Annotated in this window: 16 protein-coding genes; 3 read left to right on the top strand and 13 right to left on the bottom strand. The window is 50.5% G+C overall.

The features are described from left to right. Positions 1-4 precede the first annotated feature (4 nt). The 11 genes from lpxD to rpsB all read right to left on the bottom strand — a co-directional run bounded on the left by lpxD (position 5) and on the right by rpsB (position 11509). Positions 5-1027, bottom strand: a complete 1023-nt coding sequence (gene lpxD / locus J6J28_RS04705) for a UDP-3-O-(3-hydroxymyristoyl)glucosamine N-acyltransferase (RefSeq protein ID WP_301720161.1) — start codon at positions 1025-1027, stop codon at positions 5-7. Positions 1028-1032: 5 nt separating this feature from the next. Beyond that, a complete protein-coding gene (locus tag J6J28_RS04700; RefSeq protein ID WP_301720160.1) occupies positions 1033-1548 on the bottom strand; it encodes an OmpH/Skp family outer membrane protein in 516 nt (171 codons plus the stop codon). Between the two features lie 50 nt (positions 1549-1598). Continuing rightward, complete coding sequence (gene bamA / locus J6J28_RS04695; protein ID WP_301720159.1) at positions 1599-4085, bottom strand: outer membrane protein assembly factor BamA; 2487 nt, start codon at positions 4083-4085, stop codon at positions 1599-1601. A gap of 35 nt (positions 4086-4120) precedes the next feature. Beyond that, positions 4121-5476, bottom strand: coding sequence for a sigma E protease regulator RseP (gene rseP / locus J6J28_RS04690; RefSeq protein WP_301720158.1), 1356 nt, complete (start codon positions 5474-5476; stop codon positions 4121-4123). After that, positions 5470-6675 carry a 1-deoxy-D-xylulose-5-phosphate reductoisomerase gene (ispC, locus tag J6J28_RS04685; RefSeq protein WP_301720798.1) on the bottom strand — a complete coding sequence of 402 codons (1206 nt, stop codon included), beginning with the start codon at positions 6673-6675 and terminating at the stop codon, positions 5470-5472. Before ispC ends, rseP begins: the two co-directional genes overlap by 7 nt. Then, positions 6675-7538: a phosphatidate cytidylyltransferase gene (locus tag J6J28_RS04680; RefSeq protein ID WP_301720157.1), complete on the bottom strand. Its 864-nt coding sequence runs from the start codon at positions 7536-7538 to the stop codon at positions 6675-6677. The genes ispC and J6J28_RS04680 overlap by 1 nt, the downstream gene beginning before the upstream one ends. Before the next feature lie 2 nt (positions 7539-7540). After that, the gene (gene uppS / locus J6J28_RS04675; RefSeq protein ID WP_301720156.1) at positions 7541-8314 is read right to left on the bottom strand and encodes a polyprenyl diphosphate synthase; all 774 of its coding nucleotides are present in this window, start codon (positions 8312-8314) and stop codon (positions 7541-7543) included. A gap of 81 nt (positions 8315-8395) precedes the next feature. Then, positions 8396-8953 (bottom strand): ribosome recycling factor, encoded by a 558-nt coding sequence (gene frr / locus J6J28_RS04670; protein ID WP_301720155.1) that lies wholly within the window; start codon positions 8951-8953, stop codon positions 8396-8398. A gap of 15 nt (positions 8954-8968) precedes the next feature. After that, the gene (gene pyrH / locus J6J28_RS04665) at positions 8969-9727 is read right to left on the bottom strand and encodes a UMP kinase (protein WP_301720154.1); all 759 of its coding nucleotides are present in this window, start codon (positions 9725-9727) and stop codon (positions 8969-8971) included. A 145-nt stretch (positions 9728-9872) separates the two neighbouring features. Beyond that, entirely contained in the window at positions 9873-10751 is an 879-nt protein-coding gene (tsf, locus tag J6J28_RS04660) for a translation elongation factor Ts (RefSeq protein WP_301720153.1), read from the bottom strand. Positions 10752-10777: 26 nt separating this feature from the next. Further along, positions 10778-11509 carry a 30S ribosomal protein S2 gene (gene rpsB / locus J6J28_RS04655; protein ID WP_301720152.1) on the bottom strand — a complete coding sequence of 244 codons (732 nt, stop codon included), beginning with the start codon at positions 11507-11509 and terminating at the stop codon, positions 10778-10780. A 266-nt stretch (positions 11510-11775) separates the two neighbouring features. Between rpsB and map the strand changes: the two genes are divergently transcribed. Genes map through dapD form a run of 3 tightly spaced genes read left to right on the top strand, consistent with a single transcriptional unit; the run spans position 11776 to position 16039 of the window. Continuing rightward, positions 11776-12570, top strand: coding sequence for a type I methionyl aminopeptidase (gene map / locus J6J28_RS04650; RefSeq protein WP_301720151.1), 795 nt, complete (start codon positions 11776-11778; stop codon positions 12568-12570). Continuing rightward, a complete protein-coding gene (gene glnD, locus J6J28_RS04645) occupies positions 12570-15185 on the top strand; it encodes a [protein-PII] uridylyltransferase (RefSeq protein ID WP_301720150.1) in 2616 nt (871 codons plus the stop codon). Before map ends, glnD begins: the two co-directional genes overlap by 1 nt. A gap of 29 nt (positions 15186-15214) precedes the next feature. Next, positions 15215-16039 (top strand): 2,3,4,5-tetrahydropyridine-2,6-dicarboxylate N-succinyltransferase, encoded by an 825-nt coding sequence (dapD, locus tag J6J28_RS04640; protein ID WP_301720149.1) that lies wholly within the window; start codon positions 15215-15217, stop codon positions 16037-16039. Here the strand turns inward: dapD and truC are convergent. Together truC and J6J28_RS04630 are read right to left on the bottom strand one after the other, a co-directional pair. After that, a complete protein-coding gene (gene truC / locus J6J28_RS04635; RefSeq protein ID WP_301720148.1) occupies positions 16036-16749 on the bottom strand; it encodes a tRNA pseudouridine(65) synthase TruC in 714 nt (237 codons plus the stop codon). The genes dapD and truC overlap by 4 nt on opposite strands. Then, positions 16742-17086 (bottom strand): YqcC family protein, encoded by a 345-nt coding sequence (locus J6J28_RS04630; protein WP_301720147.1) that lies wholly within the window; start codon positions 17084-17086, stop codon positions 16742-16744. Before J6J28_RS04630 ends, truC begins: the two co-directional genes overlap by 8 nt. Positions 17087-17158 lie beyond the last annotated feature (72 nt).

Raw genomic sequence — 17158 nt, 5'->3', positions numbered from 1 at the left:
AAGTTCAATCGGTGAGTTTTTTCTCGATTTTTTTCACGCGCTGGAACAGATCATCAAGCTGGCGGAACCGCGCACCATTACGGCGCCATTCGCGATGCGGCGCAGCCGGAATCCCGGACGCGTAAACACCAGGTTCAGTGATAGCTTTAATCACCATAGAAAACCCGCTAATTTGCACATCGTCGCAGATTTCAATGTGACCGTTGATCGCTGTCGCACCACCAATCAGGCAACGTTTACCGATGCGGCAACTACCCGCCAATACGGTGCAGCCCGCAATTGCGGTATCTTCATCAATAAAGACGTTATGCGCGATCTGGCATTGGTTATCGATGATACAGCCACTGCTGATAATGGTATCGTCCAGAGCGCCGCGATCAATAGTGGTATTGGCACCAATATCGACACGATCATGGATAATAACGCGCCCCAGTTGTGGAATTTTCACCCATTTCCCGGCTTCGTTCGCCCAACCAAAACCATCAGCGCCAATCACTACGCCACTATGCACCAGACAGTTTGCGCCAATTTCACAGTCATGATAGATCACAACTTGCTGCCAGATTTTAGTGTTTGCCTGAATTTTTACGCCAGGACCGATGTAGCAGCCTGCTCCGATTTGCACGTTATCACCAATCTCGGCATGGTCGGAGATGATGGTCAACGGCCCGACCGCAACTTGCGTTCCAAGTTGTGCCGTTGTCGCAATTTGCGCGGAAGGATCAATACCTTCTGAGGCAGCTCTTGGCGTGGTATCAAGCTGTTGTGCAATCTTAGCGAAACCCGCATAAGGATTTTTGGTGACCAAAGCAGATAACCCTGCAGGAAGCTCAACATTGGGCGCGACGATCACTGCGCTGGCTTTTGTTGATTCAAGCTGGGCACGGTACTTTTCATTGGCCAAAAATGCAATTTGCCCCGACTGAGCCGAGGCAAGAGTTGCAACGCCGGTGATGAGCTGTTGCTCATCGCCGACAACGTCGGCATCAATGACGGATGCCAATTGTTGCAGTGTTTGTTGCTGCATTGCTCTTAGTTTCCGGCCGTCATTTTTTGCAGCACAGCATTGGTCAGGTCTAAGGCTTCAGTTGCATAAAGCACTGAACCATCGTTCAAGACCATGTCATACCCTTGCGCTTGAGCAAGTGCTTGTGCTTCGCGAACGATATCGCGCATCAGTTTGTTACGCTCTTCCTGCTGACGGCGCTCGCTGTCTTCACGCAAAGCTTTGTACTTCAGCTGACGGCGAGTTTCCAGCAGTTCAATTTCACGGCTCAGTTGCAGACGCTCGGTCGGTGACATGATTTGTGCGTCACGCTCAGCTTTTTCCTGCAGGCCTTGAAGTTCGGTCGTCATTTTTTCTAATTCGGCGAAATCACTGGCAAATTCTTCTTGCAGACGCGCAGAGATTTGCTGAGTTTGTGGCAGCTGTTGCAAAACATTTTGCATGCTTACTACGCCAATTTTTTGCTGTGCTTCAGCAGCGTTGGCAAAAAATGCCGTTGATAAGATTGCTGCAGCAACTGTCGTTTTCATTAATACTTTCACGTGAATACTCCTGTCATTCAAAATGTAATAGCCCGACTCGTTTATGCTTCTTAGAAAGTCGTGCCAAAGTTGAAACTAAAGCTTTGCGTACGGTCGCCATCATAGGTTTTGATCGGACGCCCCAGAGCAAAGGTCAAAGGTCCCATAGGTGATAGCCATTGTACGGCGATACCTGCAGACGCCCGATATAAACTCGGTGAACTAAAGTCGTACAACCGGAAGTTAGTGTTACCTGTTCGCTGTAACTGGCTGAACTCTTCGTATTGGAATTCAGTATCCCAGACACTACCTACGTCAACGTAGATACTGGTACGAACTGAGTTTTTCGTCTCTTCACCGACCAAAGGCGTTGGTACGATTAATTCAATACCACCAGTGTACATGGCGTTGCCGCCCACTGAGTATTGGCTTACCGCTAAAGTATCAGCACCAGGACCGACTGGCAAATCCGTGGGCACACCATAATAGTTCGGTGGACCTGTGATTGTGTCAGGGTAGCGGTAAACCGCACGCGGACCTACGGTGTTGGCTTCAAAGCCACGTAAGCTGTCATTACCACCGATGCGGAAGTTCTCATAGAATGGGAAAATGTAATCATTGCCCTTATCATCTGAGCCATAACCGTTACCGTAGCCAACGTTCAGGCGCGTTAAGAGCACAAAACTGTGGTCTTTGGTAATAGGTAAGTAATGTTTGAAATCATAGCTGACCCGGAAGTAACGGATATCACTGCCTGGTACTGTGACTTCGGCATTAATTCTGTTTGAGGTCCCGGCCGTCGGATAAGTTCCGCGGTTCAGAGTAACGCGCTGCCAGCCCGCTTCCAGCGAGAACATGTCAAAGGCCACACCCGAATTTGGATCCTGAGTATCCAGGTACGGTTGATAGAAGCGTTTCACCTGTTCATAACCTTCGACGTTGGTCACTTCTTCACGACGTGCCATCGCGCCGAAACTTAGACTCGAAACCTCGTTGATTGGGAAACTCAGATTGCCACCAACACCTAAGCGTTTCGTGTTGTAGCGAATCAGGTTCTCCTGGCGTCCGGCATCAAACTCACTCAAAAACATCTGGCCGGATAAATTCACGCCATCTTTGGTGAAATAACGGTCCATGTAGGACAAGCTAACGGATTTATTAAAACGGTTGGTGTTGACGTTAATTGCCGCCCGGTTACCTGTGCCCAGAAAGTTATCCTGCGACACGCCAACGCCAAGTTGCAGTCCTGAGTAATCGCCATAACCCAGCATGAAGTTAAACGAGCCAGAGGGTTGTTCTTTGACCAGGTACTCGATATCAACAAGGTCCTGCCGGCCGCTTACACGGTTGGTTGAACTTTCGACAGTTTCAAAGAAGCCCAGACGCTCTAAGCGCACTTTACCTTGCTCAACAAGTTCGTCATTCAGCGGAGAACCTTCAAACTGACGCATTTCGCGACGCAGAACTTCATCTTCGGTAACGCTGTTGCCGCGGAACTTGATACGGTTTACGTAAACGCGTTTACCCGGGTTAATTGAGAAGATCAAATCAACTTCTTTGGTCTCTCTGTCGAGCTCTGGAATGGCCCGGACTTCCGGGTAGGCATAGCCATAACGGCCATAAACTTTAGCTACCAGCTCTTCAAGATAAGTCACCTGGGCCGCACTGTAGCGCGTGCCTGGTTCAATTTTGGTCAAGCGTTTAACGACTTCGTCCTGGCCACGGAGATCACCCATCACGCGCGTCTCACGCACATTGAAGATCTCGCCTTCGTCGATATTCAGGGTGATATAAACACCAGAACGATCCGGAGTCATGCTCACCTGTACAGACTCGAGCTGGAAGGTCAGGTAACCACGGTCTTTATAAAACGACTCTAAGGTTTCCAAATCGCCGCTAAGCTGTTGTTTCTGATACTGACGCACACCGAGGAAATTCCACCACGGCAACCGGTCTTTAAGCTCCAGGTTAGCTAAGAGTTCTTCATCGCTAAATACACTGTTACCAACAATGTTAATTTGTTGGATTTCCGCAGACTCACCTTCGTCGAAATCAATTTCCAGGCGCACGCGGTTACGTGGCAGTTTGATGATATTAACGTTGACTTCGGCGCTGTATTTTCCGATCGAATGGTAAAAGTCTTCTAACCCCGTTTCGATGCTGGAAATAGTAGTCAAATCAAGCGGTTCACCTTCGATGATGCCCTGATCCGTCAAACTTTGGACCAGCTGTTCATCTTTGATGTCTTTGTTACCGTCAAACTCAATGGCGCTGATTGTAGGACGCTCAGTGACCTCAAAAATCAGTGTGTCGCCAACCCGACGAACCACAATGTCATTGAAGTGAGTCGACGAATACAACGAGCGAACTGATGTCTGAATATTCTCACTGTCGATACTATCGCCTACGCGAATTGGAATGTAGGTTAAAGCTGCGCCTAAAGCCACACGCTGTAAACCGCGAACCCGAATATCTTCTACGACAAATTCGTCAGCACTGTAGGCTGGTAATGCGGCGCCCGCTACAAGGGCGCTTAAAAATAGCTTTTTCAACGTCATTCTGTGCTACTTATTTGTTTATTGTAAATTTATTCTCACCGAAGCAATCGTAAAACATCATTGCTAATCGCAATTGCCATCAGTGCAAAAATCAGTGCGCCACCAATTCGGTAGCTAATCTCCTGGACTCGCTCTGAGACCTCTTTCTTGCGCACACTTTCAATCGCGAGGAACATTAAGTGCCCGCCATCAAGCATCGGCAATGGTACCAGATTAATGATACCGAGATTAACACTGATTAGCGCGAGAAACCCTAAAAAGTAAACCAATCCGTAGCTCGCAGATACACCGGCTCCTTCTGCGATAGCTACCGGGCCACTTAAGTTCGTGACCGATACTGTTCCGGTTATTAATTTGCCAATCATCTTCACACTGAGAACCATTAATTCCCAGGTGCGTTCAGCGCCTTTCACTAGGCCGTCCACTATACCGTATTGTTGCACAAATCGATATGCTTCCGGGTAAGCTTCACGACGCGGCTCCACTCCTAGATAACCATAAGTTTGCCCATTGACTTCACGTTCGCCGATGGTGACCTGAATCGTCTGTTCCACCTGCTGGCGTTCAACTGTCATCTCCACTTCAGCGCCAGGTACCGCCAGAATTGCGTCTCGTATTTGAGACCAATCACTCATGAGAGTTCCGTCAAAGGCGACAATTTTATCACCTTCCTGCAGTCCTGCCTCTGCAGCGGGTGAATTCTCCTGAACATAGTCTAACTCTGTAAAGACTTCAGGCTGGTAGGGTTGCAAGCCAAGCGCCATAAAAGTCGGCATCTGTTCATTGCCCAGTCGCCATGAGCTGATATCCAGAGTTAAGGTACGCGTACGCTGTTGCTCATCGCGCACGGTGACGGTTGCTTTGTCTTCACCTAAGGCCGACGCAAAGGCCAGATTCACCTGTTGCCAGTCTTCCGTTTCCGAGCCATTCACTGAGATAATTTCAGCAGGTGTTGGCCAGTCAGCCTGGGCGGCGATTGAGTTCGGCGTAACACTGCCCAGCATAGGTTTGACCGATGGCACGCCAATGACAAACATGCCCCAGAGCACAACCACCGCGAGAAGAAAGTTCGCTGCCGGTCCCGCGGCTATAATAGCTGCACGTTGCCCGACGGACTTTGAATTAAAGCTTTTGTCGCGATCTGCTGGTTTAACGTCATCAACGCGCTCGTCGAGCATACGTACATAGCCACCCAAGGGGATACGACTCAGCTGATACACAGTGCCGTCTTTGCCCGTCCGCTGCCAGAACGCTTTACCGAAGCCTACTGAGAATGTCAGTACCTTAACACCGCACTTGCGGGCAACCCAGAAATGACCAAACTCATGAAAGGTCACCAGTACCCCTAGAGTGACAACGAATGCCCCTAGCGACCAAATAATATCTAGCATGCTTCAACCTGTTTAATTCGTTCACGCGCAATGGCACGTGCTTGCTCATCTAAGGACAAGATTGCGGCAATGGAGTTCAACGCAACCGCATTATTACCTTGCTGGATCTGTTCCAGCGCCGCGCGACATACACTGGCAATGCCAGTAAATTTGATCTGTCCAGCTAAGTAGGCTGCAACGGCAACTTCGTTGGCGGCATTGAGTGTGGTTGTTGCCCACTGACCTTGCCAACAGGCTTGCATAGCCAGCTCCAAACACGGATAACGCGCGCTATCGGCGGCCGCAAAATTCAACTGGCCTATACTCAGAAAATCAAGGGGTGCTACACCGCTCTCGATGCGCTCAGGGAAACTCAGGCAGTGCGCGATAGGCGTACGCATGTCCGGCTGGCCCATTTGCGCCAACACCGAGCCATCTTTGTAGCTCACCATAGAATGGATCACGCTTTGCGGATGCAGTACGACATCCAGCTGCGCTTCATTACAGTTGAATAACCAGCGGGCCTCAATGTACTCGAGCCCCTTGTTCATCATGGTTGCTGAATCAACCGAGATCTTTTGTCCCATGTCCCAGTTCGGATGCGCACAGGCTGCGGCCGGCGTTTGTGCAGCCAGCTCTGCCAGGGGCAGCTCACGAAAAGGACCGCCGGAGCCGGTCAGCAGGATCTTATGGATCCCCGCTGCGCTCAGATCGCAATGGCCAAGTTGTTGTTGCACCTCAGCCGGTAAGCACTGGAAAATAGCATTGTGTTCACTGTCAACGGGAAGGATTTGTGCGCCGCTACTCGCCGCCGCATCAATAAAGAGTTGCCCGGACATGACCAGTGCTTCTTTGTTTGCCAGTAATACGCGCTTACCCGCGGTTACTGCTGCAAAGGTAGGTACCAGACCAGCACCGCCAACAATGGCCGCCATCACAGTGTCACTGTTACTCGCTGCAGCAACATCGGCGACCGCTTGCGCGCCACTTAAAACCTGCGTAGCACGACCTTTAAGTACCTCAGCCAGATCCCGTGCGGCCTGTTCATCCACCATGACCGCAACCTCAGGCTGAAATTCCTCGCAAATAGTGCGCATCTGTTCAACATTGCGGTGGGCAGTGACTGCGGTTAACTGAAAGCGGTCCGGTTGTTCGCGTAAAACAGCCAGTGTACTTGTTCCAATCGAGCCCGTGGCACCGAGCAAACACAGCTTGTGCATCATACTAACAACCACAAATAGGCAAGCGTAAAGACAGGTAATGCCGCGGTCAGGCTATCGATACGATCAAGTATACCGCCATGGCCTGGTAGCAAAGAGCCACTATCTTTCACCCCGGCATAACGCTTGAACATACTTTCGGTTAAATCCCCAAACACCGATACCACCACCGTTAGCAGTCCGGTGAAATAAAAGCCGCTGTATTGAGATGCTGGTACCTGTACCCATTGTGCGACCACCATCATGACCACAAACGCTAACGCAATACCGCCGCATAGGCCTTCCATGGTTTTACCGGGACTCACCGCTGGCATCAGCTTATTGCGGCCATAACGCACACCAGCAAAATAAGCGCCGACGTCAGCCGCCCATACCAGTAACAGAATAAATAACAGCACAAAGCCACCGAATAAAGGCTCAGTCTGATAATTCAATGAACGTACGGCAAACATGCCAGCTGCAGCAGGGATCAAGGTAAGGTAGCCAAACACGCCAACAATAGAGCGTGTTCTTGACCATAAACGACGACTGTTTGGGTAGTTCAGAACTAACAAGGTAGCAACCGCCCACCACAGTCCACCCGCGACCATCAGCCAGAAATAAACTGGATGCAGCTGTTGGTTTTGCCAGATCTGTGAAAGCGGCAGCCAGTATTGCAAAGCGGCAAGTGCCACCACCACCGACAGCGTATAGCCAATACGGCTTACCGGGCGCTTAAGCCCCATAATAGGTGACCATTCCCACGCAGCAGCTGCCATCACCAGGGTGATGACCACTGCAAACCACTCAAGTGCAAGACCAAAGACACAGTACAATGCAAGGGGCAGAAGAATGAGAGCTGTTATTAGACGTTGTTTTAACACGCTTACTCCCCAGAAGTTACGTCAGTATCGAGAATCGCTTGCTGCACTTGCTCGCTGGTAAGACCAAAGCGTCGTTCGCGACAGCTAAAATCGGCGATTGCGCGAGCAAAAGCTTGCTCATCAAAGTCAGGCCAAAGTACATCAGCGAAGTAGAACTCAGCGTAGGCGAGTTGCCATAATAAAAAGTTACTCACCCGATGTTCGCCGCCAGTTCGGATCAGCAGATCCGGAGCCGGCTGCTCCGCCAGACAGAGTTCATTAGCGAGCATCTCTTCGGTAATAGCCTCACTGCTTAGCTTACCCGCTTGTACAGCTGCCGCCAACTGCTTTGCAGCCTGAGTAATATCCCAGCGCCCGCCGTAGTTAGCAGCGATATTGAGAGTTAAGGCAGTATTGGCGGCAGTCAGTTGTTCAGCATCATTGATGCGCTGCTGCAATTTCTCCGAGAAGCCTTGCTTATCGCCGATAATGCGTAAGCGGACATTGTGCTTATGGAGCTTTTTTACTTCGCGCTTCAGTACGGTAAAGAACAAGTCCATGAGCACCGACACTTCCTGTGGCGGCCGCTTCCAGTTCTCACTGCTGAAGGCAAACAGAGTCAGTGACTCGATACCCTTTTGTCGGGCAAAGGTGACTGCACGACGCACGGCATCAGCACCTGCTTTATGCCCAAAGGTGCGATGTTTTCCGCGCAGCTGCGCCCATCTGCCATTACCATCCATAATAATAGCGACATGTTTGGGTAGTCTAATTTGTTCGAAGTCAATGTTATCCATTCGCGCTGCCGTAAAAATAAAAACGCCGTGCGAGTGTAACCGAACACGGCGCCTGGAACCAATGAGATGTAAAGCGGTAACTTAGACTTCCATCAAGTCCTTTTCTTTATTCGCTAACAATTCATCGACTTTAGCTACGTAGGTATCAGTCAGCTTCTGGATTTCATCATTGCCACGACGCTCGTCATCTTCAGTGATTTCTTTCTCTTTCAACAGTTCTTTCAGATCACTGTTGGCATCACGGCGAATGTTACGAATGGCGACGCGGCCTTGTTCTGCTTCTGCCCGCACGATTTTCACCAGATCACGGCGACGTTCTTCTGTCAGAGCTGGTAATGGGATACGAATCACAGCTCCTGCTGAAGCAGGATTCAAACCTAGATCCGAGGTCATGATCGCTTTTTCAACTGCAGCGCTGGAGCCCTTATCGAAAACGGTCAAAGCGAGCGTACGCGAATCTTCGATAGTAATATTAGCAAGCTGTTTCAACGGTGTTTCAGTACCGTAATAATTCACCGTTATGCTATCCAGAATACTTGGGTGTGCACGCCCTGTACGGACTTTTGAGATTTGTGAGCGCAACGCTTCCACGGTTTTTTCCATACGTTGCTTGGCATCTTGTTTAATTTCGTTAATCACAGTGCTTTCCCTTTTTTAAATTCTTGATGACAACCGTTCCAGCATTTCGTCGCTGGCAATCAAGGTCCCTTCTTCGGAGCCCATAATCACTGCGCGCAGAGCGCCTGGCTTGTTCATATTGAAAACGCGGATCGGCAATTTATGATCGCGTGCCAGAGTAAATGCTGCAAGGTCCATCACTTTTAACTGTTGTTGCAGTACATCATTATAACTGATTTGCGGATAGAGTTGTGCATTGCTGTCGGTATTTGGATCAGCAGAATAGACGCCATCAACTTTGGTACCTTTTAAAACCAGCTCCGCCTCGATTTCGATACCGCGCAAACAAGCTGCAGAATCAGTTGTAAAAAATGGGTTTCCAGTACCGGCGCAGAAGATCACTACGCGACCAGACTTCAATAAACTTATCGCATCCGCCCAGTTGTAGCTGTCGCAGACGCCATTCAATTCGATCGCAGACATTAACCGCGCATTGACGAACGCCCGATGCAGCGCATCACGCATGGCCAGACCATTCATGACGGTTGCCAGCATACCCATATGGTCGCCAACAACCCGGTTCATGCCCGCTTTGGCTAAGCCTTCACCGCGGAACAAATTGCCACCACCGATGACTAAACCGACCTGCACACCAAGTTCCACTAACTCTTTGATTTCGTGGGCCATCCTGTCAAGGACCTTGGCATCAATGCCGAAGGGTTCATCGCCCATTAATGCTTCGCCACTTAGCTTAAGTAAAATGCGTCGGTAGGCAGGTTTTGTCGTTGCGGTCATATGGTTGCTCCCTGTGCAGCATAAACGATGAAATTGGATTGCATTAAATGCATAGTCTCACTCTACGCGAAAAAAAACCGCATCCCAACAAGTAGGATGCGGTTTCTTTAGCTCTAACTCTGCGTCGTCGATAGCGACATGGGCATTACGCCTTTTTCGCAGCAGCCATTTGAGCTTGTACTTCAGCAGCGAAATCTTCCGATTTCTTCTCGATACCTTCACCAACTTCGAAACGTACGAAGGTCAGTACATCAGCATTTTTCTGCTTCAGCAAATCGCCAACAGTCATGGAAGGGTCTTTCACGAATGCTTGACCAGTCAGGCTGATCTCGCCAGTGAACTTACGCATACGACCTTCAACCATTTTCTCAGCGATTTCCTGTGGCTTGCCGCTTTGCATAGCGATATCCAGCTGGATTTTACGCTCTTGCTCAACAACTTCAGCATCAACGTTTTCTGGCTTCACAAACTGTGGAGCGCTTGCCGCTACGTGCATTGCCAAGTCTTTGGCCAGCTCTTTGTCACCACCAGTGATGGCAACCAATACGCCGATACGACCGCCGTGAACATAAGCTTCGACCAGGTCACCACCTTCAACAGTGATCACGCGGCGAACATTCATGTTCTCACCGATTTTAGCAACCAGTCGCTCACGAACTTCTTCAACAGTACCGTCGCCGATATCGGTCGCTTTCAGCTTCTCAACATCAGTTTCTTTGTTCGCAAACGCTGCTTCGATAACCTTCTCACCAAATGACAGGAAGTTCTCGTCACGGGCAACAAAGTCAGTTTCGCAGTTCAATTCAACCAAAGTACCGACATTACCTTCGGCTTTAGTCAAAATGACACCTTCAGCAGCAACGCGACCAGCTTTCTTAGCTGCTTTCGCTTGACCGCTCTTACGCATGTTCTCGATGGCAGCTTCGATGTCACCGTTGGTTTCTTCCAAAGCTTTTTTGCAATCCATCATGCCAGCGCCTGTGCGCTCGCGCAGTTCTTTTACCAGAGCTGCTGTAATAGCCATGTGTAAATTTCCTCTATTCGGATGGTTTATTCAGTTTCTTCCGCTTCAACGAAGTCGTCAGCTTTACCTTCAACTACAGCACCACGTGCTTCGTTGACAGCAGCTGCAGCAGCGTTCAAGTACAATTGTACTGCGCGGATCGCATCGTCGTTACCAGGGATAACGTAATCTACGCCATCTGGATTGGAGTTGGTATCAACGACTGAGATAACTGGAATCCCAAGGTTGTTCGCTTCTTTGATCGCGATGTGTTCGTGATCAGCATCGATAACGAATAGTACATCTGGCAAGCCTGCCATATCTTTGATGCCGCCCAAGCTCTTTTCAAGCTTTTCCATTTCGCGGGTGTTTACCAAGGCTTCTTTCTTGGTCAACTTCTCAAAGGTACCGTCCTGGCTCATTGTTTCGAGCTCTTTCAGGCGTTTGATCGACTGACGAACAGTTTTCCAGTTGGTCAACATACCACCTAACCAGCGGTGGTTGACGAAGAACTGGTTACAGTTGGTCGCGGCTTCTTTTACCGATTCAGCTGCGGCACGCTTAGTACCAACAAACAAGATTTTACCTTTGTTTGCAGCAACGTGTTGCAGTGAGTTCAACGCGTCGTTGAACATCGGTACGGTTTTTTCCAGATTGATGATATGAATTTTGTTACGAGCGCCGAAAATATAAGGCTTCATTTTCGGGTTCCAAAAGCGGGTTTGGTGGCCAAAGTGCACACCAGCTTTGAGCATATCACGCATTGATACGTTAGCCATTTCTCTTTCCTTATTAGGGGTTATGCCTCCATACATCCCATAGTTCGACCCGTAGCTTTCGCCTTGAGCACCCCGACCTATGTGTCGATGTATGTGTGTGGTTTAAATTAGTTAATTACTAGTGCAATCGAAATTGCGGGCGCTTTATACCATGAAAAGGCCTCGCGGCGCAAGCTTTATTGGCGTTGTAAGAGCTTCCCCGTGCGCCTGGCAAATGCTACTATAGGCGCCATTAAACAAGGTTTCAGCATGATATAGGACGAGGCATGAGTATTACCATCAAAACGCCGGACGAAATTGAAAAAATGCGCGCCGCGGGCAAACTTGCCGCATCAGTATTAGAAATGATTGGGCCGCACATTAAAGCGGGTGTCACTACAGAAGAAATCGATAAGATCTGTCATGACTACATTGTCGCCCACGATGCCTACCCTGCGCCTCTGAACTACCATGGCTTCCCTAAGTCGGTATGTACCTCATTGAACCACGTGGTTTGTCACGGCATCCCGAACGAAAAACCGCTAAAAGATGGCGATATTCTCAACCTGGATGTCACCGTCAAGCTCGACGGTTACCACGGCGATACCTCGAAAATGTTTGTCGTTGGCAAACCCAGTATCCTTGCTGAGCGCTTAATTCGTGTCACTCAGGAATCGCTTTATAAAGCCATTGAGATGGTTCGCCCTGGCCTACCCATTGGCGACTTCGCCGCGGTGATTCAGAAGCACGCCGAGCAACATGGTTACTCTATCGTTCGTGAATACTGTGGGCACGGCATTGGCGCTGTCTTTCATGAAGAACCGCAAATTCTGCATTACGGGAGTCCGGGAACGGGCGAAGTCCTGAAAGAAGGAATGTGTTTTACTATCGAGCCTATGGTGAATGCCGGCAAACGTCACACCAAATTGTTACGTGACGGCTGGACCGTATTGACCAAAGATCGCAGCTTAAGCGCTCAGTGGGAGCACACCCTGCTGGTTACTGCAACTGGCGTTGAAGTCTTAACCTTGCGCAGCGATGAAGATTTCCCGCGGGTGATTGAGCACTCGGAAGCCTCGTAATGACGACTTCTGTGGCGGACATTGAATGGCCGAAGCCAATTACCATAAGCGCTGGTCGCGACTGTTTAGAGCGTTACCAGCGCTGGTCCGCCGAAGCCTTTATTACTGCCGATATCGAGAGCCTGCTGACCGACCGCAGTGCCTTTATTGATAACCTGCTACGGCAACTCTGGCAACAGCTCGGTCTGGATGAAACTGAGTTAGCCTTGATTGCAGTCGGCGGTTATGGCCGCGGTACCTTGCACCCCCACTCCGATATCGACTTATTGTTTTTGCATAGCTCTGCGCTGTGCAATAAAGCCCAGCAGGCGATTACCAGTCTCGTGCAAATGCTTTGGGATCTGCGCCTGGATGTCGGCCACAGTGTACGAACGCTGAACGATTGCCAGCGCGAAGCTGCGGCGGATACCAGTGTCGCTACCAGCCTGCTGGAACAGCGCTTTATCAGTGGTAACGCCGACCTCGAACAGGCCCTTCGGCAACTGATCCATACTGACTTCCCCTGGACCAGTGATCAGTTTTATCACGCCAAGCTCGATGAGCAAAACGAGCGCCACCAGCAATTCCATGGTACCTCGTACAACCTCGAGCCCAATATTAAAAGCAGTCCGGGGGGCTTGCGCGACATCCAGACTATCGGCTGGATCGCTAAACGCCACTTTCATACTCAAAGCGATGAAAGCCTGGTTCAGTACAATTATATCAGTGCCGCTGAACTGCTCGAATTGCGGGAGTGCCAGGAATTTTTATGGCGCATTCGCTTTGCTCTCCATCTGGAAGCCGGGAAGAAAGAAGATCGCCTGCTGTTCGATCATCAACCCGCTGTCGCGGCGCGTATGGGCTATGAAGGCCGCGGCAAGGCAGCCGTCGAAGCCATGATGAAAGATTATTTCAACGCGGTAGTGGATGTCAGCGAACTCAATGATATGTTGCTGCAGTTCTTCGCCCAGACCATTCTTAGTAGTGCCAAAGATCTTACCAGCTTCACCATTGACCGTAATTTTAAAGTCTTGGGTGAAAGTATTGCGGCGCAAAGTGACGATGTTTTTGCCGAACCCGAGCACCTGCTGGAGTTATTCCTGGCAATCGCGGAACACCCTGAAATCCGCTACATCCGGGCCCACACTATCCGGCTGCTGCGCAATGCGCGCCGTGAACTCAACCACCCGTTAAGCGACGTCGCCGCCTGTCGTGAGCTATTTATGCGCTTATTACGACACCCGCGCGGCTGTGGGCTTGCGTTTGAGCTGATGCACCGACACAAAATAATGGCGCACTACCTGCCACAATGGGCACAAATTGTCGGCCAGATGCAGTTTGACTTGTTTCATGCCTACACCGTCGACGAGCACACCTTCCGGCTGGTGCGTAATCTGTACCGCTATACTACCGCCAGTGGTGAAGAAGAATTTCCTCTTTGCGCCAGCATCGTGGCCGCCATGGACAAGCCAGAATTGCTGTATTTAGCCGGGGTCTTCCATGACATTGCCAAAGGCCGTGGCGGTGATCATTCCGAACTGGGTGAGCTCGACGCCCGTAATTTTGGCCTGCAACATGGTCTTGATGAACAGGATACTGACCTGGTCGCGTGGCTGGTGCGCCAGCATTTATACATGTCCGTGACTGCGCAAAAGCGCGATATTCATGACCCTGAAGTGATCGAGGAATTCGCCCGCCAGGTCGATACTCCGCAACGTCTGGATTACTTGTACTGCCTGACAGTGGCCGATATCCGGGCCACCAACAACAGCTTGTGGAATAACTGGAAAGCGACCCTGCTGGAAAACCTCTATCAGGCCACCAGGAATTATTTACTGCAGCAAAAACCTTCCCCGCAGCGGGAAATGCGGCAACGCATTCACGAGCATCAGGCTCATGCCATGGCACTGCTATTAAGCGCCGGCTTCCCCGTGCAGCAGGTGCAGGAACTCTGGTCCCGGTTTACCGCGGATTATTTTCTCCGCCACCAGCCTGAGCAAATTGCCTGGCATTCGCAATACATTATGGCAGTAAGTGACGATGAGCTGTTGCCGCTGATTCTGGTGGGTGATGAAAATCGCCAGGGCACCACTGAGCTGTTCATCTATCACCTCGAACACGAGCACTTATTTGCCGAAGTCGCCGCGGTCCTCGATCACCAGAATCTGAGTATCCATGATGCGCAGATCCTGGCGACTCGCGATGGCTTCGTTATGGATACCTTCGTGGTGCTGCAGGATGACGGCGAGCCACTGACCAATCCGCGTCATATTGAACGGTTAAAGCAGGAGTTACACGATGTGCTGCGCGCCCGCCGCCCTGCGCCCAGCACGCAGCGCCGCTTACCGCGCCGCTTACGCAGTTTCAAAGTGCCGACCAAGGTTGAATTTGTGCCTTCGCGCAACGCCCGCCGGACCGCCTTTGAATTAACCGCTCTGGACCGCCCGGGACTGGTTGCTCAGGTGGCGCGCGTACTGCAACAACTCGACTTAAATATTCTGACTGCTAAAATCTCCACCGTCGGCGAACAAGCAGAAGATTTGTTCATCGTCGCAACCGAGGCCAATACCGCATTGGCGCCGGAGCAATGCGATGCCTTACGGGAACAAATCATGCTCACACTTGATGACAACTAGCCTGTAGTTATTTTGTAAAGGACCCCCTAATGATTGAATTACAACAACGCATCGAAGCAGCATTCGAGCAACGCGCAGAGTTATCACCGAAACAGGTTCCGGCGCAGTTGCGCCAGGATTTGGAGCAGGTCATTGCCCAAATAGACAACGGCAGTTTACGCGTTGCGGAAAAACAGGAAGGCAGCTGGGTCGTCAATGAATGGTTAAAGAAAGCGGTGCTGTTATCGTTCCGCATTAACGATAATCACTTGATGAACGGCGGCGAAACCCGCTTCTTTGACAAGGTCGACAGCAAGTTCATCGGTTATGACGATGCACGTTTCCGTGCTGAGGGCATGCGCGTTGTACCTCCAGCTATGGTTCGCAAAGGTGCGTATATTGGTCGCAATGTTGTGCTCATGCCCTCCTACGTCAATATCGGCGCTTACGTCGGTGAAGGCAGCATGGTCGACACCTGGGCCACCGTTGGCTCCTGTGCTCAAATCGGTCGCAACGTTCATCTGTCTGGTGGCGTAGGTATCGGTGGTGTTTTAGAGCCGTTACAGGCCAATCCAACCATTATTGAAGACAACTGCTTTATCGGCGCGCGTTCGGAAATTGTCGAAGGCGTTATTGTTGAGGAAGGTGCAGTGATCTCTATGGGGGTCTACATCGGTCAGAGCACACGGATTTTTGACCGGGAAACGGGTGAAATCCATTACGGCCGTGTTCCCGCAGGCGCCGTGGTCGTGCCAGGTACGCTGCCAGGCAAAGACGGCAACTACAGCTTGTACGCTGCCATTATTGTCAAAAAGGTTGATGCAAAAACCCGCGCCAAAGTCGGTATTAACGAGTTGTTGCGCTCTGCCGATTAAGGTAGCGACGGAAAGGCTCGCGTCAATTCATCCGGTATAGGCAGTTGCAGCTCAACTGCCTGGCCGCTATGTGGATGCGCAAACGCCAGCGAAGTTGCCGCCAGCAACAGGCGATGGCAATCAAACTGTTCCCGGAAAAACCTGTTATGGCGACCATCACCGTGGTTGGTGTCGCCAATAATGGGATGACGTAAATGGGACATGTGCCGGCGCAACTGATGCTTGCGTCCGGTTTTGGGCTGCAAATGCATCAGCGAATAACGCGAGGTGCTGTGTTTTTTGCTGACACTGAATGGCAGTTCAACCTGCGCCAGACATTGATAATCGGTGACCGCTGGCTGCGGTTCTTTATCTTGATCCGCGTGTTTGTCAGCGATTTTATCGAGCTCTTCCCGCAGTGGATAATCCAGAGAGCCATCGCCCAGATAGCCTCTGACCACCGCATGATAGCCTTTGTGAACCTGACGTTCGGTAAAGGCCTGGGTGAGCAGGCGTGCAGTGTCGGCATCTTTAGCGAACAACAGAATGCCCGAGGTCGGGCGGTCCAGCCGATGCACCGGGTAAACCCGTTGACCAATTTGATCCCGCACCCTTTGCAGGGCAAATTCTGTCGCTTCTTTTGCCAACCAGCTACGGTGCACTAACAAGCCACTTGGCTTATCAATAGCTATCAGAGAGGCATCGTCGTAAACGACGTCAAGCTCAGACATCTTCCGCTAACGGGTCAGTTCCACTAAGGACAGTATCGAATTCGCGCAGAATAACGATCAAACCCTCGTGATTTTCCAACTTATTACGGTAGACATGTGCAGCCATTGGACTGACTGCAATGTTCTGCGGCAATGGGTGCTCACCGTCGATGAGATCCCACATACGCGGCAGCATAATAAATTGTAGCCACTGATGAAAATCGAGTTTATCGATCGCAAAAGGCTCACTACTTTGTAACTCATGTGGCGCCGGGTACTCACTTTGCCACAATCCAAGACCATTGAGTTCAGCTTCAAGGCGCTCAAGTAAACGGGCAGCGCGTTGTCGTTGGTCCATTACTACCTCCACGACTATTAAAACGTTATAATGCCGCACATCTTTCAGCAAAATGACGTGCGATGCAAGTTT

The sequence above is a fragment of the Pseudidiomarina terrestris genome, from assembly GCF_030466375.1.
Classification (GTDB): Bacteria; Pseudomonadota; Gammaproteobacteria; order Enterobacterales; family Alteromonadaceae; genus Pseudidiomarina; species Pseudidiomarina terrestris.
This window is presented reverse-complemented; position numbering and strand designations above follow the sequence as displayed.